Source organism: Blautia wexlerae (genome assembly GCF_013300825.1).
Lineage (GTDB): Bacteria > Bacillota > Clostridia > Lachnospirales > Lachnospiraceae > Blautia_A > Blautia_A wexlerae_B.
The window spans coordinates 1-22,847 of the sequence record NZ_JAAIMY010000039.1 but is presented as its reverse complement, the minus strand read 5'-3'; the positions used below and the strand labels follow the sequence as shown (position 1 = coordinate 22,847).

At 39.4% G+C, this 22,847-nt stretch carries 16 protein-coding genes and 1 riboswitch; of the genes, 3 read left to right on the top strand and 13 right to left on the bottom strand.

Annotated elements, in window-relative coordinates; genetic code table 11:
* Nucleotides 1-57: 57 nt before the first annotated feature.
* Together G4417_RS14740 and G4417_RS14735 are read right to left on the bottom strand one after the other, a co-directional pair.
* Complete coding sequence (locus G4417_RS14740; RefSeq protein ID WP_118342302.1) at nucleotides 58-1,131, bottom strand: LacI family DNA-binding transcriptional regulator; 1,074 nt, start codon at nucleotides 1,129-1,131, stop codon at nucleotides 58-60.
* A gap of 120 nt (nucleotides 1,132-1,251) precedes the next feature.
* Nucleotides 1,252-2,268, bottom strand: coding sequence for a sulfate ABC transporter substrate-binding protein (locus G4417_RS14735; RefSeq protein ID WP_118670287.1), 1,017 nt, complete (start codon nucleotides 2,266-2,268; stop codon nucleotides 1,252-1,254).
* 442 nt (nucleotides 2,269-2,710) lie between these two features.
* Nucleotides 2,711-2,814, top strand: a riboswitch (TPP riboswitch).
* A 111-nt stretch (nucleotides 2,815-2,925) separates the two neighbouring features.
* Between G4417_RS14735 and thiW the strand changes: the two genes are divergently transcribed.
* Both thiW and thiM read left to right on the top strand, forming a co-directional pair.
* On the top strand, nucleotides 2,926-3,513 hold the full coding sequence (gene thiW, locus G4417_RS14730) for an energy coupling factor transporter S component ThiW (RefSeq protein WP_173684015.1): 588 nt from the start codon (nucleotides 2,926-2,928) through the stop codon (nucleotides 3,511-3,513).
* Complete coding sequence (gene thiM / locus G4417_RS14725; protein ID WP_173684014.1) at nucleotides 3,443-4,219, top strand: hydroxyethylthiazole kinase; 777 nt, start codon at nucleotides 3,443-3,445, stop codon at nucleotides 4,217-4,219. The genes thiW and thiM overlap by 71 nt, the downstream gene beginning before the upstream one ends.
* An 87-nt stretch (nucleotides 4,220-4,306) precedes the next feature.
* Here thiM and G4417_RS14720 read toward each other — a convergent pair whose 3' ends face one another.
* The 9 genes from G4417_RS14720 to G4417_RS14680 all read right to left on the bottom strand — a co-directional run bounded on the left by G4417_RS14720 (nucleotide 4,307) and on the right by G4417_RS14680 (nucleotide 17,024).
* Entirely contained in the window at nucleotides 4,307-5,707 is a 1,401-nt protein-coding gene (locus G4417_RS14720; protein WP_243872167.1) for an MATE family efflux transporter, read from the bottom strand.
* 254 nt (nucleotides 5,708-5,961) lie between these two features.
* A complete protein-coding gene (locus tag G4417_RS14715; RefSeq protein ID WP_173684013.1) occupies nucleotides 5,962-8,073 on the bottom strand; it encodes a glycoside hydrolase family 36 protein in 2,112 nt (703 codons plus the stop codon).
* A gap of 46 nt (nucleotides 8,074-8,119) precedes the next feature.
* Nucleotides 8,120-8,962: a carbohydrate ABC transporter permease gene (locus G4417_RS14710; RefSeq protein ID WP_055060617.1), complete on the bottom strand. Its 843-nt coding sequence runs from the start codon at nucleotides 8,960-8,962 to the stop codon at nucleotides 8,120-8,122.
* Nucleotides 8,963-8,979: 17 nt separating this feature from the next.
* Nucleotides 8,980-9,903 (bottom strand): carbohydrate ABC transporter permease, encoded by a 924-nt coding sequence (locus G4417_RS14705; RefSeq protein WP_055060616.1) that lies wholly within the window; start codon nucleotides 9,901-9,903, stop codon nucleotides 8,980-8,982.
* A gap of 77 nt (nucleotides 9,904-9,980) precedes the next feature.
* A complete protein-coding gene (locus G4417_RS14700; RefSeq protein ID WP_118342314.1) occupies nucleotides 9,981-11,246 on the bottom strand; it encodes an extracellular solute-binding protein in 1,266 nt (421 codons plus the stop codon).
* A gap of 138 nt (nucleotides 11,247-11,384) precedes the next feature.
* Nucleotides 11,385-12,953, bottom strand: coding sequence for a response regulator transcription factor (locus tag G4417_RS14695; RefSeq protein WP_173684012.1), 1,569 nt, complete (start codon nucleotides 12,951-12,953; stop codon nucleotides 11,385-11,387).
* A 1-nt stretch (nucleotide 12,954) separates the two neighbouring features.
* Nucleotides 12,955-14,766 (bottom strand): sensor histidine kinase, encoded by a 1,812-nt coding sequence (locus G4417_RS14690; RefSeq protein ID WP_055060613.1) that lies wholly within the window; start codon nucleotides 14,764-14,766, stop codon nucleotides 12,955-12,957.
* Nucleotides 14,767-14,771: 5 nt separating this feature from the next.
* Complete coding sequence (locus tag G4417_RS14685; RefSeq protein ID WP_118342319.1) at nucleotides 14,772-16,106, bottom strand: ABC transporter substrate-binding protein; 1,335 nt, start codon at nucleotides 16,104-16,106, stop codon at nucleotides 14,772-14,774.
* Entirely contained in the window at nucleotides 16,107-17,024 is a 918-nt protein-coding gene (locus tag G4417_RS14680) for an AraC family transcriptional regulator (RefSeq protein WP_055060611.1), read from the bottom strand.
* Nucleotides 17,025-17,228: 204 nt separating this feature from the next.
* Between G4417_RS14680 and G4417_RS14675 the strand changes: the two genes are divergently transcribed.
* A complete protein-coding gene (locus tag G4417_RS14675) occupies nucleotides 17,229-18,692 on the top strand; it encodes an alpha-glucosidase/alpha-galactosidase (RefSeq protein WP_173684011.1) in 1,464 nt (487 codons plus the stop codon).
* 333 nt (nucleotides 18,693-19,025) lie between these two features.
* Here G4417_RS14675 and G4417_RS14670 read toward each other — a convergent pair whose 3' ends face one another.
* On the bottom strand, nucleotides 19,026-20,360 hold the full coding sequence (locus tag G4417_RS14670; protein ID WP_173684010.1) for a chloride channel protein: 1,335 nt from the start codon (nucleotides 20,358-20,360) through the stop codon (nucleotides 19,026-19,028).
* Between the two features lie 136 nt (nucleotides 20,361-20,496).
* Nucleotides 20,497-22,497: a right-handed parallel beta-helix repeat-containing protein gene (locus tag G4417_RS14665; protein WP_173684009.1), complete on the bottom strand. Its 2,001-nt coding sequence runs from the start codon at nucleotides 22,495-22,497 to the stop codon at nucleotides 20,497-20,499.
* Between the last annotated feature and the right edge of the window lie 350 nt (nucleotides 22,498-22,847).

Below are 22,847 nucleotides of genomic sequence, written 5' to 3'. Positions count from 1 at the left end.
TTTTGGCATATTCATGCCAAAACACCTCGCGGGATAGTGGTGTGTGAACAGTAACGGTTAAATACAATAATCACTCCACCCATTCTCCTGGGCAGACGTACAGCTGCTCCGCACCATCAGTTTACATTCCAGTTCCATCCTAGTCACAGCTTTATGTCCGTTATTGATCCGATCCAGCAACAGCCACAGGGCAAATTTCCCCATATCTTCCTTCGGCAGATGAACCGTTGTCAGCATTGGCGTTGTAAACTGCGCCTGTTCAATATCATCACTGGCGATCACAGAGGGCATATAGATATTTTTCCTGCGGCTTAACAGCTTCAGCACGCCTACCGCAGTAATATCATTTGCACAATAAATCCCCGTAGGATAATCCGGCATGGCAAGCAGTTTCTCCATGGCTTCATATCCTTTCGCTTCCGTCTGGTTCGTCTCAATGACAAAGTCCGGATCCAGTTCCAGATGATGGTCATAAAGTGCCTCCACAAAGCCCCGGTATCTCGCTTCATTATGACATTCTCCGATATAACCAATATTTGTGTGACCCAGCTCGATCAGATGCTCAACCGCCATAAATGCAATCTTTTCCCCGTCACATACAACTTCATCTACAACTCCGGAAGATGCATTTCGATTCACACATACCACATTCTTATATTTCTTTCGAAAGAGCGCCAGTGCTTCTTTATTACATTTTCCGATCACGATCAGACCATCACAGTGCCCTTCTGTCTGTTCATACATCTTCTCAATAATATCTGCTATATTTTCCCTTCTGCACCGCTTGTCACTGGAAAAAATAGCCCGGTACCACACCTGAGACAAAATACAGTTATTTCGATGAATCTCTGTTTCTACCACTCTCAGCTGTTCATCAAAAAAAGGATCCACATGCGCAGAGTCGGTCCTTGTCATCAAAATATTTATATAGCAGGTTTTCTCCTCTGCAGAACTGCTCCCGGTTTTCAATCTTCGGGCGGCTTCATTTGGCACATAATTTAACTCTATTGCTGCCTTACGTATACGTTCTCTTACCTGAGGAGAAGAACATTTATAATCCGGATTATTTAACACTCTGGAAACGGTCGCAGATGATACCTGCGCCCGTTTCGCGATTTCCTTGATTGACATTTTCTCTTCCCTTTATTTTTCCATAAATTTTATAAAGCAACAATTTAGATGCCAGATTTAATAATAGGTTTTGTTCATCATATTCTCTATTTCATACTTTGTCAATATAAATTATATGTTTTATCCTTCATAAATCTGATCAAACACTCCGCCATCAGAGAAATGTGTTTCCTGCGCTTCTTTCCAGCCACCAAAATCATCAATAGTCACAAGGTTAATATCCAGATCAAATACATCAGAATACTCTTTCAGAATGTCTTCATTAGATGGTCTGTAATAGTTATCTCCCGCAATTCTCTGGGCTTCATCAGAATACAGATAATTCAGATACTCTGTAGCCACATCTCTGGTTCCTTTTTCATCTACAACTGTATCTACCACTGCTACAGACGGCTGTGCCAGGATACTGATACTTGGAGTTATGATCTCATAATCATCCGGATAATCCTTTACAGAAAGATAAGCCTCATTTTCCCATGCGATCAGTACATCACCCTGTCCGTTCTCTACGAAAGAAGTAGTCGCTCCTCTTGCACCGGAATCCAGAACCAATACATTCTGATACAGCTTCTTAATGAAGTCCTTAATCTGATCTTCATCTCCATTAAATTTATCCTTCGCATACGCCCATGCTGCCAGATAATTCCATCTTGCACCACCGGAAGTCTTTGGATTCGGAGTAATCACGCCTACACCATCTTTTACCAGATCATCCCAGTCCTTAATCCCCTTTGGATTTCCTTTTCTCACAAGGAATACAATTGTTGAAGTATATGGAGAACTGTCATCCGGAAATTCATCAATCCATCCGTCATCGATCAGTCCTGCATTCTGAATAGCATCCACATCATATTCCAGTGCCAGAGTAACTACATCCGCTTCCAGTCCATTGGCAACCTCAAGTGCCTGCTTACCGGAACCTCCATGAGACTGTGTAATATCCACATCCTGTCCTGTCTTCTCCTTCCAGTGCTCCTGGAATATCTTATTATACTGTTCATAAAGCTCTCTGGTCGGATCATAGGAAACATTCGTAATACTTACGCTGTCTGCCGCATAAACTGTGTTTCCTGCTACTGTCCCTAAAGTAACTACTGCCGCAAGGGCTGCTGCTGCAAATCTGATTTTTCTGTTCATAATATTCTTCCTCCTCTGAAATGTGTTTACAAACTTGACTTGTAACTTTTTCTTCTCAAGAGAACTTTTTTATTTCACTTATCATTTATGCTCTGTTCTCTTGCTGATGAGGTATTATAAACATAGTTTTCATATAAATAAAATATGAATATCTGAAAACGTTTGCACTATACGATTCTGAGTTTCAATTCATTCATGAGTTTCCATCTCTATAACGCCAAAAAAGAGCCCTTACTTATCACAAATACAAGATCTTCTTCTCTTATTTTCTGTTTTGTGAAAACGTATTCACCATATAAATCAACTATGATATCTATCTTTTATCTGTTCAGTGTACACTCACCCATCACATCTGCTTGCAGAATCGACAAAAACCTGCGTTTACATCCCATTGACTTTTCCAGATGCTTGTGTTACTCTAACACAAGAAAATCTGCATATAGATGATAACAACGGGAGCCTGTGTGACAGGCTGAGAGGAAGATTGATCTTCGACCGCACCTGATATGGATAATGCCAGCGTAGGGACTGTATTTGTATATTAAAATCTGCCAGTGTGTTATTCCGGCAGATTTTTTTGCAGGATTTTATCTGTTTCCTGCACAACTGATAATGTCTGCTTCGGCAGACCAAATCTTCATTTCAAGGAGGTTCATTATGAACACAGACAGATCAAAAACACTCAGAATGGTCATGCTCGCCATGATGGTTGCCATCGGCGTTGTCATCTCACCCATTCTGAGAATCGAGGGTATGTGCCCTACTGCACACCTGATAAACATCGTCTGTTCCGTACTTCTGGGACCGTGGTATTCACTACTTTGTGCCACTCTCATCGGAATCATCCGCATGATGTTTATGGGTATCCCGCCACTTGCACTGACAGGTGCCGTATTCGGTGCATTTTTATCAGGCGTTTTCTACCGCGCTTCTCATGGAAAGATTATCTGCGCAGTGATCGGTGAGATCTTCGGAACCGGTATTATCGGCTCTCTGGTTTCCTATCCTGTGATGGCATTTCTTATGGGCAGAAGCGGACTGAACGCATTTTTCTACACACCAATGTTTCTGGCAGCAACCTGCATGGGCGGTACTATCGCCTATTTTTTCCTGAAAGCATTAAGTCACGCAGGAATGCTTGCCAAATTTCAGCAAAGCCTTGGAGCAAAAGTATATGACCGTAAATCAGACAAATCCCAGACAACTGACCCGAGCAACCCAACCGCTGATTCACTGCATCACTAATCCAATTTCTATTCATGACTGCGCTAATATTATTCTGGCGGCCGGAGGCCGCCCGATCATGGCAGAACATCCGGCAGAAGTAGCTGAAATCACCAGAAGTTCTCATGCACTGGCACTGAATCTTGGAAATATCACCGATGCGCGTATGAAATCCATGCCGGAATCTCTGAAAACTGCTGCCAGTCTCCATATCCCTGTTATGCTTGATCTGGTAGGAACTGCCTGCAGCAATCTGCGTTACGAATTCGCGCAGAATCTTATGAACATCCACATGCCCGAACTCCTTAAAGGAAATATGTCTGAACTTCTTGCCATGTCCGGACAGACCGCACATGCAATCGGAATTGACGCAGGCGTACAGGATGTACTTACAGATGCCAATCGTTCCCATTTGAAAGAACTTTTCCAGGAAAAGGCTTCCCGGTGGAATACCACACTTCTTATCACAGGCAAGGAAGATATGATCGTCTCTGCCAATAAGTGTGAATTTATTACAAACGGTACTCCTGCCATGTCACAGATCACAGGAACCGGATGTATGCTTGGAATGATCTGTGCCACCTATCTGGCAGTTACAGACCCATTTACAGCTGCCGTCTCAGCAGCCAGAGAATTTGGCACAGCAGGAGAAAGAGCAGAGAAAAACAGCTCCGGACCCGGAAGCTTCCAGACAGAGCTGTTCGATCAGTTTTACAATCTTTTATAATCTGTAGTTTATCAATAATTTTTTTCATAAAAAAGTTCCCGTCAGACAATATGGATAAATTTCTTCCATATCATCTGCGGGAACTTTTTATACTATTTCCGCACTGCGCATCTTTCCCAGTTCTCGTCTCGCAAACACAATTGCCAACACAAATGCCGCCGCATCTGCGATTGGTCCTGCATACATCACTCCATCAATTCCCATAAACAACGGAAAGATAATGATCAATGGCAGAAGAAAAATCACCTGTCGTGTCAGAGACATTACAATACCCAGCTTCGCCATACCGATAGAGGTAAAGAAACCGGAAGATACTGGCTGGATACCGTTTACAAAGGTCATAAACATAAATATTTTCAGATAACGTTCTGCAAACTGAAAATACAGATCACTTCCTGTTCCGAAGATACCCACGATCTGGTGTGGAAATATCTGGAAACAGAAAAAGAATATCGTTGCAATTACTGTACAGGCAGTTACAGAATAACGGTATGCCTGTCGTACTCTGTCATATTTCTTTGCTCCGTAATTAAATCCCCAGATTGGCTGACTGCCCTGAGAAATTCCGATACAGATTGCCATAAATACCTGATTAACTTTGGAAATAACCCCAACACAGGCAATTGGAATATCACTTCCATATACAGAATTTGCTCCGTAATAACGCAGAATATTATTCAATACGATCTGCACGATTGCCATTGCAATCTGATTAATACAGGAAGCAAGTCCCAGAGAAATAATTGCCGCCAGATATGACAGTTTCGGTTTCAGCATCTCACCGGACAGATACATTTTTCGGAACTTACAAAAATACACAATTACCAGAACTCCGGAAGCAACCTGTCCGATCACTGTTGCCCATGCAGCACCTTTAATCCCCCATCCAAATCCAAAAATAAACAGCGGATCCAGAATAGTATTAATAATCGCACCTATCATAATGCAGACCATAGAATAAGTCGGACTTCTGTCTGCTCTGACCACATGATTCCCGCCGACAGACAAAATATAAAATGGAAGTCCAAATGCAGTAATACCTGTATAATCAACAGCATAAGGCATAACATCTGCAGTTGCCCCGAACAATGTCAGAAGTGGTTTCAGGAACATCAGTACAATCACAGCAAGTATCAGACCACTGATTGCCAGTGACGACAACGCAGTACCTGCAATCCCGCTGGCTTTCTTCTCCTGTCCTGCCCCCATTTCCAGATTATAATTTGATGCACCGCCAATTCCCAAAAGCAATGCCAGCGCAGTTGCGACCGTTGTAACAGGAAACGCCACATTCGTTGCCGCATTTCCCAGCATACCTACACCCTGTCCAATAAAAATCTGGTCCACGATATTATACATCGCACTGACCAGCATACTGATGATCGCAGGAATCGCAAACTTAGCGATCAGTCCACCCACGGGTGCTGTACCCAGCGGATTCTGTGCCTGCGAATTTATTTCCTGCGTACTTTGGTTACTTTTTCCCAAATAAACTCCTTCCTCTCTTTACATATTTGACACAATTTCTATCCCTGATAAATAATAACACACTTGTAGGAATAACTTTTATTATGCCGTTTCTTTATGCCGTATTATTTACTTTAACATTTATTCTCCTTCTCTGCAACGAAAAAGCAGGGGATTTATTGCATCCGTCAATAAATCACTCCTGCTTCTATTCTTAATGCCATCACTTTATGAACATTTTATATTTATTTTTCATACAAATCCTCTGATATTTTCTATACCTCCTCCAGACAAAACAGTCTAGCACTAACCGGATTTGGAAATTCTACGGTTAACTCTCCAGCCTCTTTATTCCACTTATAATTACATGGTTCTGCTTTCGGATAACCACATACCACTTTCAAATCCTGACCTTTTCTGTGCTCAACAGGAATTGTTGCAAAAGCAGTCTGACTGTTTCTTCTCCATACAGCCACATAATCTTTCTTACCTGCATTCAATCCCATGCTCACCCACGGATCGCGATATTTAGAAAGACCTAATGGCCAGAACGGTACTGCATTCTTGATATCTACACGGATTGTTTTATAATATGAGATTGCCTCTTTTACAAGATCAAATCTTTCCTGACTCAGATTTACCAGATGACCGCTCTGATGGATTCGAAGTAGTATTGCATTAACCATATTGAAAATTACTTCTTCCTTATCGCCTTCAGTCAGAGGATAAGACCAAATAGCAGCCTGCTCGGGCGTTAATGCCATTGGAGAATTTGCTGCGATTGTAGCATATCTTATATAGTCTTCCTGGTCACTGGTAGACTGAATGCTGTAACGTGAAAGCATTGCATAATCCATTCTCAGACCACCGCTTGAACAATTCTCAATAACCAGATCCGGATATTTTACAAAAATCCCATCCAGCCATTTCAGGTATGCACGGTTATGACCAAGAAGTCCATCACCTGCACTGTCCGCGTTCAGTTCTGTTCCAATTCCCGGTTCAATGTTGTAATCCATCTTAATATATCCAACGCCATATTCATTTACAAGACGATCGATAACTTCTGTTGCATGAGCAATAACTTCTGGATTACGGAAATCAAGCTGATATCGGCTTCTGTCATAAACCTTTTTTCCATGTCTCATAAAGTACCAGTCATCCGGAACCTTATCTGCTTTCGGGCATTTGATTCCCATAACTTCAAGTTCCAGCCATACTCCAGGGACCATTCCTTTCGAACGGATATAATCCATCACTTCTTTTAAGCCGCCCGGAAATCTTTCTTTGGATGGCAGCCATTCTCCAACACCATCCCACCAGAATCCTGCTGAATACCATCCACAGTCAACACAGAAATATTCGCAACCCGCTTCTTTTGCTTTATCAATCAGCGGAAGTTCTTTTTCTGTCGTAGGGTCTCCCCACAGACAATTCATATAGTCGTTAAAGATTACCGGAAGTTTTTCATTATCTTCATTCTTTCTTCTGATAGCACGACGATATTTTGTAAGTTCTCCTGCTGCCTCTTCCACATCTCCACATGCAGAACCGACACTTACCGGAACACTTGCAAAAGTATCACCCGGTTTCAAATTCTTCCACCAGTGAGACTGATGTTCTGTGGGGCCGGATAACTGCAAATACATATGTCCATCCTGATCACTGATTTCCCAGTACCAGGAACCATTCTGCTCAATCTGCCAGAACAGGATAGAATCTGTTTCTTTATTCTTCAGGCATCCCATAGGAAGATAATTCTTAGTAGACCAGTTTCCGGTATTTCCAACACTGATTGTCTGAGAAGAACGTCTTACTTTATCCGGCTGTGAAATAGACATACCTAGCTGATCCATACTGAAACGGTTCCAGATTAATTCCTTCTGCCATGCATTGCGTGCAATCAGAACTTCCAGTTTTTCATCAGTACTTAAAAGACCTTCTTTGTCAATACCAAGCAATGCAAAAGAAGATACATACTCAACTCCCAGATCTTCTTCTCCATTATTTTTTAACTCTGTCCAGCTTCTGATCACAGAGATTCCATCATAGAACTGAATATTACTGCATACTTCCAGTCCTGTAGGTTTATCTTCCATAAGGATCTCAAGTTTTCTTCCTGTCTCGTTTCGATAATCTTTCATATCTTTATATTTCAGGCGATAGCCAGGAGCAGTATAAGTATACTTTGTTCCATGGCGTTCACCCGGACGGTTTAAACCTGAAAGCAACACTTCTACCGGTCTGAAAGAAGCTGTTCCTTCACAGGAATTAATATCATTTTCATCAAACGGTAAGTTTGAAAAATGTAATAACTTAATCTCATTCTCATCTGTGATCTCATAGACCATGTTTAAATTATTTTCTTTAATTTCAATTCTCTTCATGATGTCTCACCAATACTTTCTTCTCTAAACTTATTCTCAATTTGCATCAACCTTTGACAGAACCACTCATTAAGCCTGCAAGGAAATATTTCTGCAGGAACAGGAAAATGATAGTTACCGGAATTACCGCGATAACAGATCCGGCCATCAGACCACCCCAGTCAATAGTATTTGCACCTTTGAATAACATGATCGCCGGTGTCAGTGTTCTGTATTTATCTGTAGAGATAAAGATGTAACCAAACATAAACTCGTTCCATGCATTAATAAATGCATATAATCCGGTAGAAATCAGACTTGGAACAGATAATGGTAAAATAATCTTGAAAATCGTCTGTGCTTTTCCACATCCGTCAATCTCAGCCGCCTCTTCCAGTGCCATCGGTACAGTATCGAAGAAACTGCTCATCATAAACGTACACAGCGGTATAACGAAAGTTGTATATGCCAGAATCAGACAAAGGTAAGTTTCCAGAATATGGAATTTCTGCATGATCATATATAACGGAACCAACAGAAGAACACCAGGGATCATCTGAGACAACATCATTGCAAAGTTGGAAACCTTTACAAGTTTCTGTTTATAGTAACGACTTAATGCATATCCTGCCATTACAGCAATTACCATAGAAAGTCCACAGGCAATTACAGATACGATAAAACTGTTCTTAATATAATTTATAAACCCTGCCTGGAACAGTACCTTCTTAAAATTCTCCAACGTAGGTGCATGAATCACAAAAGAAGGAATCGCCGTACGAATCTCGTCTTTTGGCTTAAATGCTGAAATCACCATCCAGATAAATGGGAATACACAATATATGGCAATTATAATAAGAAGAATATATGAAACGGTTTTTACAATCGTTTGATTTTTTTTATTCAACATATTTCCTTTTCCTCCTTTTAGCTTAAATCATCACTGATTTTCATTCTCTTTCTGTAATAGAAAAGGAACATAATAAACATCGCAGTAAACATCATCGTTGACAATGCAGACGCAGCGCCAACATCAAAGGTCTTCATTGAATACCTGTAGATCATGATTGGAAGTGTCTCTGTTGCATAGTTCGGTCCTCCCTCTGTCATAACCCAGATAAAGTCGAAGTTAATTGCAGTCCAGATAATATGAATAAATACAATTACAAGCGATACAGATTTCAACTGTGGTAAAGTAATTTTGAAAAATCTTGTAAACATTCCAGCACCATCTACTGCTGCCGCTTCATTCAAATCTGCTGGAATAGACTGCATTGCAGACAGGAATGAAATTGTATAATACGGGAAAGATCTCCAGATATTTACAAAAATTACAGTTGCCATTGCATATCTGGAATCACCAAGAAAATTAATCTTTTCAGAAATAAGTCCCACTTTCAGAAGCAGGTAATTGATAATACCAAAGTCTGGATTTAACATCCAGTCCCATGTCATACCTGCAACAATAATTGGAACCAGCCATGGGATAAATACTAAAGTACGGAAGATTGCTCTTCCTTTAAATTTCTGATTCAATAAAACTGCAGTAAGCATACCCATAATATATTCACCAGCTACAGAAAATACTGTCCAGAAAATTGTGTTTCTTATTGCCTGTGCAAAGTGTTCATCTGATACTACTTTCTTAAAGTTATCCAGACCGGCAAAACCTGTCATACTCTTATTGATCAGATGTACGTGTGAAAAAGCATCATGAAGAACCTTTCCCAGAGGATATGCAATCAGGCAGGCAAGGAAAATAAGAGCCGGCAGTAACATAACCAAAGCATATCTTCTTGCCTGCTGATCTCTTGTCAGTTTTCCGTCCGTTTTTTTCAGTAATTTTGACATATATAGCCTCCTATCTAAACATTTTCAGATAAGAAAAGCTGGAATGCTTTCACATCCCAGCATTTCTTTTAAAACGTTTATTCGCTCAGTTCACCATTTTCCTGTAAAGATGCATTTACTGCGTCACTCAGCCAGGAAGCTGCTTCTTCTGCAGTTTTACCTTCCTGAAGGACCTTAGCGATAGAATCTACCATTGCCTGATTGATTCCGCTTAATGTTACAGGAGGGAATGTTACACCTGTGTCAGCCAGTGCTGAGAAGTCTTTACTCCATTTGGAATCTGTAGATACATCAGAACGTGGGGATCTGTCAGCAAATGCTGCTTCCTGCCATTCTTTGCTGCAGAATGCTGTTGCAAGATCAAATGCTTCGTCCTTGTTCTCGCTGCCTTCCATAATAAACATTGGTTTACACTCCATGTATGTAGCAGGCTGTCCATCAGCTGGGTATGGAATCGGAGCTACAGATACATCACCCATAGTATCCGAGTTAGAAGATTCTCTCTCTGCAAGCCAGTTACCAGTTACATATGTTGATGTGATTCCTGTTGCGAAGTTTTCATCTGTTTCTTCCCATCCCCAGTTTTTAGCACTGGAATCGATAATCTTGTTGTCAATCAAATCCTGATAGAACTGGAATACTTTTGTTGCTTTTTCAAGTTCATCTTTATTTTCATTCCATGTGTTTTTGTATTTTCCATCATCCTGTGCAGATGCGATTTCCAGACCGTACTGTGCAAGATAAACCAGAAGTTCCTGAGAAGCACGAACTCCTGTGCATGCAACCTCTGTCAGATATTTACCATTATTATCATAGTAATCTGACTGAGCAAGTAAATCTTCCCATGTTGCAGGAGTTTCGATACCTGCAGTTTTCAGATCGTCATCATGTACCAGATATGCTCGAACTGTCATTTCATATGGGATACCAATAACTTTGTTATCAATTGTCATTGCATTTACAACAGAATCTGAAAGAGCATCTTTGTCTTCCCATTCGTTGAATTTGTCTGTAAGGTCAGCTACGATTCCCATGTTGTAGAATTCACCAACATATTCCGGAAGTCCCCAGATCAGATCTGGTACATTTCCACCTGCTGCAGCTGTCAGGATTTTTTCATGAAGCATATCATAGGTGAAATTTGTCTGGTTTACAGTATTTCCTGTTTCCTCTTCCCATTTCTGAATCATTTCCTGGCTTGCCTTTTCTGTGTCAGCGCCCTCTGTCCAGCAAGTCCATAATTCAATTGTTTTTCCTCCGTCTTTTGCAGATACACTTACCGGTGCTACCATCGTTCCCACCATTGCTGCAACCATAATTGCGGATACTACTTTCTTAAACATTCCTTTTCCTCCTTGTTTATTTTTAGTGATTCGGTATATTTCATACGATGTATATAGCATACCTTTTGTATATTTACAACAATTTAGGAGGGACTTCCAAATAATACCACTCTTTTCAATTAAAAATCCCACGTAAAATTATCTGTTGTTCTTCTTATATTTTGCAGGACTGCATCCATAAAAATCTCTGAATTTGTCCGTAAAAGTACGCACATCCTTATAGCCAACCTGACTGGCAAGCTCATAGGTTTTCATGTTTGTTTCCATCAGATACTGTAATGCTTTTTTCATTCTGACTTCCAGCAGATATGCCTTAAAATTCTCACCTGTTTCCTTCTTGAAAAAGGCACTGAAATAATAAGGATTCATATAAACCATCTGTGCCATTTTTTCCAGTGTAATGTCTTCACTGAAGTGTTCCGAAATATATTCTTTTACTTTAAAAATGGAATCATTCTCCTGATTTCCTTTGCAAAATACACATTCATTTACAAACCGTTCCATAATACTCTTAAATTTTTTCTTCAGGTCTTCATATGTATTTTGTCCTCTCAGTGCTTCTACTTCTCTTTCCAGTTTCTTCCTGTTTTCCTCATCAATTACTTTACATTCCAACAGATCATGACATACATTCATCGCCAAGATAATACATCTGCTTTCCACTGCATAACAGCTTCCATAATGAAGATTCCTTATAATTTTCAGACTTTCGTCAAAAGAATCCTTCCAGTTTTCATCATGTCCTAATATTTTCTGAGTCAGCTCTTTACACTTCTTTTCAAACTCTTCAAAAGAATAATTATATACTCTTTCTACGTTTTGATAATAAATCGTTTCTTTCTGAGTAAAATAGTAAATACCAGCAGAGAATTTAGCAGTTTTATAAAGATATTCCACTTTATCTGCCTGCGTTGTAATTTCCCCGATTCCTGCTATCAATTCTACTCCATATTTCCCATAAACGATTTCTCTGATTCTGGAAATAATTGTTTCGGTTTCATTCTGCAAGTCTGTAGAATATAATACCAGGATGATAGTGCTACTATTTTCACTTCTTTTGGTTACAAATCCATTCCTGTTTTCTTCCAGATATTCTTCAATCTCCTTAAAAACTGCAAATCTCATTAATTCAAAACGGTTACTGTCCTGAATTCTCTGTACCAGATCACCTTTCAGCACAAAGCAGACACCTGCAAAATATTTCCCTTCATTCAATAATTCTTTTGAAACATGCAATTTTCTTTTTTTTCTTTTTACCGGAAAATTATTAATCTCTTTAAAAACGTTCTCTACATTTTGTTGTTCAATCTTCCAGACTGCCTCTGGCTGTTCCTGAACAATCTGATTCTTTGCCCTGTTGATTGCATTTTCCAGTTCTTCTACAGAAACAGGCTTCAGAAGATAGTCCACTGCCCCATATGTTACAGCCTCTTTTGCATAGGAAAACTCTTGAAATCCACTCAGAAAAATAACCTTTGTTTTCAGCTTACGTTTATTTATTTCTTTTAAAACATCCAGTCCTGTCTTTTCCGGCATACTGATATCCGATATAATAATGTCTGGTTCCAGAGTATCCAGCAGATTCAAAAGTTGTTCTCCATCTTCAGCCTCCCCGACAACCTCCGTGTCCATCTTTCCCCATTCCATCATCTTTTTCAGACCACGTATAATCAGTGGTTCATCATCCGCAATGATAATTCGGTACATCTTAAACATCCTCCCAGATTAATGGCAGCCAGTATTTTACAATGGTGCCCATTCCTTCATATGCATCAATTTCCAGTCCGTACTCATTTCCGTACAAATGTTTAATACGGTCAGAAACATTTTTGACTCCTATGCTCATTCCTTTAATATCCTCTTCTGCTACTCTGGCATCACTCTTTAATAGTGCCTGAACTTCTTCCAGCCTTTCTTTATTTATTCCCACACCATTATCCATAACTGTAATCTCAAGAAAATCCATATTTTGTTTCGCCTGTACTACAACCTCTCCAGGTCCTTTATTCGGACGCAACCCATGCTTGACAGCATTCTCAACAACCGGCTGAATAATCAGATGCGGTACTCTGCATTTCCATAATTCCTTTGGTATTTCCACACTCAGAGAGAATCGGGAATCGTACCGCACTTCAATCAGTTTAAAGTAATTGGAAATACATGCGATCTCCTGCTGCAAAATAACCATATTGCCGGTTGTCCCGATCAGATATTTTAACTGCCCGGACAAACTGTCGATCATAGTAGCCACCAGCATGTCATCGTTTGTGATTGCAGACATTCTTATGACATCCAATGTATTATACAAATAGTGTGGCTGGATCTGTCTTTTCAGTGCTTCCAGTTCTGCATCTCTCTGTCTGATTTCCGCAACGTATGCCTTCTGAACATATTTGTTCAGATTTTCAGCCATCTGATTCATTCCATTTCCAATATCCTGAAACTCATCATTTGAATCAATATGTACTCTTGCATCCAAATCACCCTTTTCAATACAGCTCATGGTCTCTTTCAGCATCTGTACAGGTTTATTTAGTTTCTTTGAATAATACATATACACAAGCGCCAATAAACTTACTCCAATCACGATCAACAGCATTGTTGTATTTCTTATCATCTTGTAGGCACCTTCAATCGTTCCTGGTATTACCCTGTCAATAACAAGCCAATTTGTACCATCAACCTTCTGATATACAAGACATTCATTTTTCTGCTCCAGATATCCACTTTCCTTATTTTTCATAGCATCCAGGAGAATTCCATCATTTTGAGCATTTATTCCTTCATACTGTTTCTGTGAATGATAAATATATTTTCCGGAAGCAGAATCTACTACATATATTTCATGGTTTGTTCCATAACTTTCCTGTGTCAGCATCTTTTTTAAATAATCCGCCGAAATATCAATAAACAACGTCCCCAGAACTTCTGATCCTGCTTTTCGGATTGTAGCTGTATTCATAATATTTCTGTAAATTGTAAAATCATTTTTCTGTGAATTTCTATAATATTTTGTTTCATGAGTGGACATGATCTGTACATTTCTGGAACCTATCAGATAATGACTCTTATACCATTCCTGCATTTCCTGTTCATCGATCAGCAATTCCGGCGCTTTCATAGAAGAATACATTTTTCCATCCGGAGTAACAAAAAATACATGATCAATTGCCTCATTCATATACAGGATTGTCCGAAGAATTTTTGTAATCATTGCATTCCTCCCTGTTTCAGACATTCCCGTATCTTCAAACAACTCATAAAAATAATCATAATCAGAAACACTACTCTTATAAATATATTCCGTATCATCCGCAATTTCGGTTATAAGATCCGAAATATTCTTTGCCATAATCTGATCTGTCATAGAAAAATTTCCAAGAATATTTTCATACATCGTATTTGAATATACATTATAGATCAGCATTCCCATGAGCAAAAAAGGAATCAAACCCATAAACAGAAACATAATTACCAGTTTTGCGTAGAAACTCCTGAATCTGATCTGTGGTTTTTTCATAAAAATTACTCCTCCTGTGCCTCTCTGTCCCATGCCTGATCTATTTCTTCAGCAGTCTTTTCTACCGTATATTCTCCTGTATACAGTTCTTTTAATATCTTGTTGACATCAGTCAGAAAAGACGATGCTGTTCCCTGCATTCCCAGATACACTGTATTCTTATCTGCATATCTGTAATCTTTCAGAAGTTTCTGCTGAGCAGAAGGTGCCGGATAAATAATCGCCTCCTTCGTTACCGGAAGCCCATACATTCCCTGTATCATACTTCTGTAATTTTCTTTTGTGTAAAAAAATTTCAGAAACCTCTGTGCAGCCTCTTTTTTTCTGGTATCTTCTGTACATGTCTCTGACAATGCCCAGTAAGCATTATTTCTCGTCAAAGCCGTAAGATGTCCATTGTCATTTCCCAGAAAAAACCATCCCAGACGATAAGTTACCGGATCCTGATCTTCTGGAATTTCCTCTCCCAGAGAAGTTTTATCCGATTCTGTAGACATTGGATATGCATCTATTATCTTGGTAAAAAGCCAGGGTCCCGCATATATCATTGCAAACTGATTTTCCGTCATTCTGGTTACAATCTGGTTCTCTGTCATATTTTCCGAATCTTCCAGAATATATCCTTTTGAAAAAAGTTCCTTTAAGTCTTCTAACATATGTATGGATTCTGCACTTGTAAATTTCACGCTTCTCTCTTTTCTCATTTCCAACCAGTCCGGATTCTCTTCCATAATATCTTTCTGGAAGAAATAATTAAGCCAGTATGTCATATTTTCTTCCTGATTACCGCCAATTGCCAATGGACAAATTCCTTCTGCCTTCAACGTATCACAAATCTGAATAAATTCTTCATAAGAATCCGGTATTTCCAGATCATATTTTTTAAATATATTTTTGTTATAAATTACACCATTTGTGGTCGCGTATATCGGCAGACCATAACTCTTTTTATTAATCACAATCACATTGGTCACCATATTGCTTACCTCCGCATCAATTGCCCCCAGCTTTCCCGCATCAGCAAACGCATCAACATTTTCCAGCTCAAAAATATCAGGAAATTCGTCCAGTGCCTCCTTTACCTTAAGTTCGTTTTCACAGTTTGCTTCTCCTGAATTTTCTGTGTTAATAATAATATCAGGGTTCTGTGCCATAAACTCATCGCATAAAGTTTCCATCGCTGCCACCCATGTTACATCTGAACCAGAATACAAAAGTGAAAGTTCAACTATATCCTCTATACTGTCACTGTCTTCTGCCTTTACCTCTTTCATATTTGCACTCCCGATTAAGCTTCCTATAAGAATCACAATAAAAAACATACCTTTTTTTATTCTCATTTACATAATCTCTCCCTTTAAGTTTCTATCATTTTCAAGACTATATCTGATGTTTCTGGTGTCAGTTGTCATATTTCGTGCATGAAGTCCCCTATATGCAGACGGTGTAAGTCCATAAAATTTTTCAAAAGTATAAGAAAAATGCTGTCTGCTGTTATATCCGGAAGCAAATGCAATATCCGTAATTCCAAAACTACTATTGCAAAGCAGAAATACTGCCTGCTCCAATCTTTTCTGGTTTATATAATGATTGATCGTACATCCTATCTTGTCTGTAAACAATGCCTGAAGATATGATTTGTTAATATCCACGTATGCCGCAATTTCTGGTATGCTGATTTCTTCCAGAAAATGTTTATCTATATAATCACAAGCTTTTTTCAAATAAATAACTCCTTGTGTGTTCTTCTTTAAGCTTATACAATATGTTAATTCTACCATCGTTCTACTAAGCAGAAGTCCAAAAAGAAACTCTTGATCATCCACCTTATTCTGGCTTTTCTGAAGATAGGAGAGCAAATCTTTTATTGCATATCCAAGACTTCTTCCATCATTTGCAGCGATATATCCCTGTGGCATCTGAAAACATTTCTGAAAATCCCGAATCTTCTCAAGCAAGATTTCTGCCTCCACTGCCGTTTCTTCTGAGGTCAGCGCAAACTCCAAATTCAATACAGAACACGGCCTCCCCTCTGTAATTTCCAGTTGATGCTGTATTCCGGGCAAAATATAAATAAACTCACTGGATTTCATTCGTAACCATTCATTCTGACAAAAAATCCTGCATTCTCCCGACGTTACATACATAATTTCAAAACTATCATGAGCATGACATTTCATATGATATTTTACCAACGATAACGCATAAAATGCAGTTACTTTAAAATACTGTTTCTCTTTTTGAAATATTCGATACATGACCAACTCTCCTTGTGTACCAATAAATTGATTTCCTGAACAATCTCGCATCTATAACAATCCTAACACATTTTTTGCTTTTTTACATCACACTCAAAAATTAAATGCGATAATATCTTGCATTTCATTATACAGCCGATAATAACTGTCACCAAACTTCTTAATAGACTATATACTGTAAAAAAACACAGGAGGGATTTTTATATGAGTTTTAAAATTGCATTTATTGGTGCAGGAAGTCTTGTATTTGCCAGAACATTATTTACAGATATTATATCTGTACCTGAATTTCACAATATCGAAATTGCCTTCACTGACATTAATCCGGACAATCTTGAAAAGACAAGAGAATTATGTCAGAGAGATCTGGACGCAAACAATATTCCAATCAGAATTGAAGCAACAACCAATCGTCGTGACGCCTTCAAAGATGCACGTTATATTGTTAACTGTGTGCGTATCGGTGGGCTTGAAGGATTTGAAACAGATGTAGAGATTCCATTGAAATATGGAATAGACCAATGTGTAGGGGATACCTTATGTACTGGTGGAATTATGTATGGACAGCGTGTTATCGCAGAAATGCTGAACTTTTGTAAAGACATTCGTGAAGTTTCCGAACCTGGAGCAATCATGCTGAACTATTCCAATCCAAACGCAATGGCTACATGGGCCTGTAACAAATATGGAAAAGTCCGCACTATCGGACTTTGTCATGGCGAAATTCACGGAGAACAGCAGATTTCAGAAGTTCTTGGTATTCCAAGAGAAGAGCTGGATGTCATCTGTGCCGGAATCAATCACCAGACCTGGTACATTTCTGTAAAACATAATGGAGAAGATATGATTCCTAAACTTCTGGCAGGATTCGAAGCGCATCCTAAATTCAGTCAAGAAGAAAAAGTCCGCATTGATATGTTAAAACGTTTCGGATACTATTCTACCGAATCCAATGGACATCTCTCCGAATATGTAGCCTGGTACCGCAAACGCCCTGATGAAATCAAAAACTGGATTAATCTTGATAACTGGATAAACGGCGAAACTGGTGGATACCTCCGTGTTACACGAGAAGAACGTAACTGGTTTGAAACAGATTTCCCGAAGATTCTGGCAGAACCAGCAAAAAAATTAGATGGTTCTGAACGAAGCAAAGAACACGCTTCTTATATTATTGAATCTCTGGAAACAGGACGTCATTACAGAGGACACTTTAATATTATGAATGAAGGATGCATCACAAATCTTCCATGGGAATCGGTAGTTGAAGTTCCCTGTTATGTAGATGGAAACGGAATCAGCATTCCTAAAGTAGGTGACCTTCCACTTGGCTGCGCAGCAGTATGCTCACAATCAATCTGGGTACAAAAGCTGGCAGTTGAAGCTGCAGTTCATGGCGATGTACAGCTTCTGAAACAGGCAGCTATGATGGATCCACTGACAGGTGCTGTATGCAACCCACCTGAAATCTGGCAGATGATTGATGAAATGCTGGTCGCTCAGGAACAATGGCTTCCACAGTACACAGAAGCCATCAAAGCGGCCAAAGAACATCTTGCAAATGACCCGCTGATTCCAACAAAAGATTACCATGGTGCTGCAAGGCTCCGCGAAAAAACCCCTGAAGAAGTAGCCGCAGAACGCGATGCACGTAAAATCACAGCCTGATTTTTCCAGAATGCTAATATACGAAAAATATACAAAATACAGCATGCTTATTAATACATATATCCTTCTAAATACAAAAGCTGACACATTCATCTGTGCCAGCTTTTTGTATTTTATCTGTAAATTTATATCAAATAATTCCCTGTCACTTCTCAGAAACAATTTATACTGTTTCTAATACTGGCAAAGCCCTGCCCTATGCATATTGCATTTTTTAACCGAATCAAGTAAGTCCCCTGCTTCAATTGCAAATATCCGCTTGACTTGAAACGTATGACTTACTTATTTTTAATCAGTCTATAGCAATTAAAACAGGAAACTTTCTCAGTTCAGCTAAAATCTCGTACGTTTATTCACATATTTCGCCTTATACTTAGAATAAACAATCGTCTGATCCTTATACAATCCATAATATCCCGAAGCCGCATAGCTGATAGAAACCGCAATCAGATAAAAAGGAACTCCCTTAAATCCAAACATTTCAAATGCGATCAGAATTGATGTGATCGGGCAGTTTGTCACTCCACAGAATACCGCCGTCATTCCACATGCAGCACAGATAGATGGCGAAAATCCCAGCCAGTTTCCCATCACACATCCAAAGGTAGCTCCTATACAGAACGAAGGAACAATTTCCCCGCCTCGGAATCCTGCACGCATTGTCAATGCAGTCAGTACCAGTTTCCAGAAGAAATCCAGAGGTCTTGCCTGTCCTTCTTCCACTGCCTTCTCAATCAGCTCTGCACCTGCACCCATATAATCTGAAGTTCTCAGAAGTAATGTAATTCCAATCACCAGACAGGATCCCACAACTACACGCACATATGGATTCTTAAACCACCTTCCATATGCTCCGGCAACTCCATTCAGCACCATACAGAATACAATACTGATTACTGCACATCCAACAGCGATAGCACCCATTTTCAAACCCGTTTCAATAGTCAGCTTCGGAATATCCACTACATGAAAAGCCTCCGGTGTAATTCCCATTCCTGCCGCAAATCCGGATGCAACCAGGGAAGCAATCATACAGGGCATCAGAGCTGTATAATACATCACTCCTACACTGACTACCTCCAGTGCAAAAACAGCCGCAGCCATCGGTGTTCCAAACAGCGCAGAAAACGCCGCACTCATACCGCACATAACAATTACATGTCGGTCTTCTTCATCCAGATGAATCCAACGTCCAAGCTGATTGGCAATACTTCCACCAAGCTGTATCGCCGCACCTTCACGTCCTGCAGAGCCACCTGCCAGATGTGTAAGTGCTGTAGAAATGAAAATCAGAGGCGCAGATAAAATCGGCACATCGTCCTGTGATCTCACAGTAGAAAGCACCTGATTCGTACCTCCATCATCCTTACCAAATTTCTCATACAGGAATACAATAATTAATCCCATCACCGGAAGCAGATAGAACATCCATTCATTTTCTTTCCTGTAATTTGTCACACTCTTCAACACGAAAGAAAACAGTGTACTCGCCGCTCCTGTAATACATCCTACAAGTACCGCGATCATCAGCCATTTTACAAGATTCCCCACATCACGCTGAATCTCACCACTGTAATATTGCAGCTTCTTTTTCAGTAAGCTTTTCGCTTCCGTACTTTGTTCTTCCGTGCCATTCTCCTGATCTGCATGCTTTTCCTCTTTCTCCATTTCCCCCTCTTACCTTTCCTTATTATTTTTCATACAAATTTGCTATTTCTATTTTAGCATACATTTTCCATACCTGCCAGAAAGATAAGACAGAGGGATTAAGGATTATTGAATTATTGGAAGATATTTGATTCGGTTAAAATGCAGTACACATATTAACATTCTTCCCAACGTCTTCCTTCTCTGCAAAAGGTCCGGGAATTACCTTGGCACCTCTGTGTCCTCCAAAGTAATCGGTATCAAATGTTATCGGTGTTCCATCCGGATTTTCGAAGAATTCTTCCGGCTCAAAAGCTTTTCCCAAAACTTCTGTATTGATCATACGTCCGGAGAAATCTTCAAGAATCTCATATATATTTGTATCCAGAAAATATTTTCCGTCTTTCTCTGTTAATTCTACCTTCACATTCTCAGAAGAAACGAACCCATTTTTCTCATGTTTCCATGCCTTTGCACCATTAAGATAAACATTTCCTTCACTCCATACCGGTAAATGATCAAAATGAACTGATTCCAGTTTCTTCATGTCTGCAGGTTTTGTAAAATCAAACTGTGAAATCCATTCATCATACGTTGGATACTCATCAAACATCCAGGTTCCGACTTTTCTGTTTTCAGAATCAAATCCATCATCAGAATCATGCATTGTAATAAAATCTTCTGAAGGCCATTTCTGGACGAAAATATTATTATAGAAACGATCATCTCCATGAAGTATAGTCATAAATCCCATAACCTCTGTACGATGAGGCATATGATATGGTGTATAACGCCAACTGGTTCCTTCGCCTACACAAGTTAAAGCACCGCAGATCAGATTATGCACCATAGCAACACCCTGAGTAGCAAAACGCAGGCTAGCATCTGATAAAAGGATATTGTTATCAATAAGAGTAGGACCATGACCTACTTCAACAAAAATATCCTGGCACATCATACCACCTTTCAACTGTTTAGCAAATGCCGGACGCTGATTGTCATGGAGCAGGTTCTGAGAAAGTCGTGTACCCTGAGCTTCCCAATCACACCAGATTCCCATAGTACAATGATGAATATGATTTCTTCTCATAATAACATCAATTGCAGCATGCATTTTAATTCCGGCAATTTCTGCTCCGCCCAATTCCATCATATTGTTGATATGGTGAATATGATTATCCTCAATAATACTGAATACACCACCCATACGCCCGATAATACCACCCTGCTCACAGTGGTGGATATTGTTTCGGCGGATAATATGACTTCCTACTTTTTCCTTAAGCCAGCCATGATACTGTCCACGGCATACCGCGTCTCTTTCCATTTGAGTTGGACTCTTAACATATTTATTAGTAAAATAATGATCATTTTCCGGATCATAATATTTTCCAAGAGAAATTCCTGCACATTTGCTGTTAGAAATTTCACAGTCCTCAATGATCCATCCTTTACTCCAGTGAGGCCCGATCATGCCATCCTGATAAGCTGCAGGCGGTGCCCAGGTAGTTGCTGCTTTTGTAACTACGAAACCACTGACTGTGATATATCCAACACCTGTTTTTGATGGCATAAAGCATTCACGGCGTACATTAATTTCTACATTTTCCTCATTTGGATCTGCTCCATGAAAATTCGCATAAATTACTGTCTCATCTTTTTCCTGATCCTGTTCTGTGTACCATTTATAAGTAGATTCCTCTGGAACCCAACTACACTCATAAACCTCGGCTTTAATACATTCCTCTACACTTCCAGCCTCATAAAGTGCTCGGTTATTAAGATATACACATCCTGTATGTTTGTCAGCTTTAGCAAAATACCAGTCTCCATATACCATAGTTGTATATGGATTATAGTTGCCAAAAAGACTGTTCGCAACACGGCATACCCATACGTTTTCCTTATAAGGAACCCATGACTGAATTCGTTCTGCTCCGGTAATAACTGCCCCAAGAGGCTCTACACTCCTGTAAGTAATTCTGGCATCCTCTCTACCCGCATGAACAGGATCTACATATTCCCGATAAACTCCAGGAGCTACCCAAACTTCATCCCCCGGCTGTGCAATTTTTGCTGCATCATTAATATGACGAAACGGCATCTGTTCTGTACCATTACCATCATGACCAGCATTTACATTTACATAAATCTTCATGAAAAACCCTCCCATATATGTTTCTATTATAGCAATCCTCGTAAATAATGCATTTAAGACAGTTCAGCATGATTTCACACTCTGATGGGCTGGATTAAGATGTATTATTTTAGAGGATTAATAGATTCTATAAATTTTGCTTATAATTTTAAAACCCATTTTCCTGCAAGACAATATATTTTTAATCCCACTTTCTATAATTTTCTATGTAAATGGTCAGAAGTTTCAGACATTCCTTTCTATAGATTTTTGCACACAAAAAAACCAGCTAGATGATAGCTGGTTTTTACTGTACCTTCAAAACTACATACATGTTGACATTTCCTTGAGATTCATTCTTCCTGCGATTC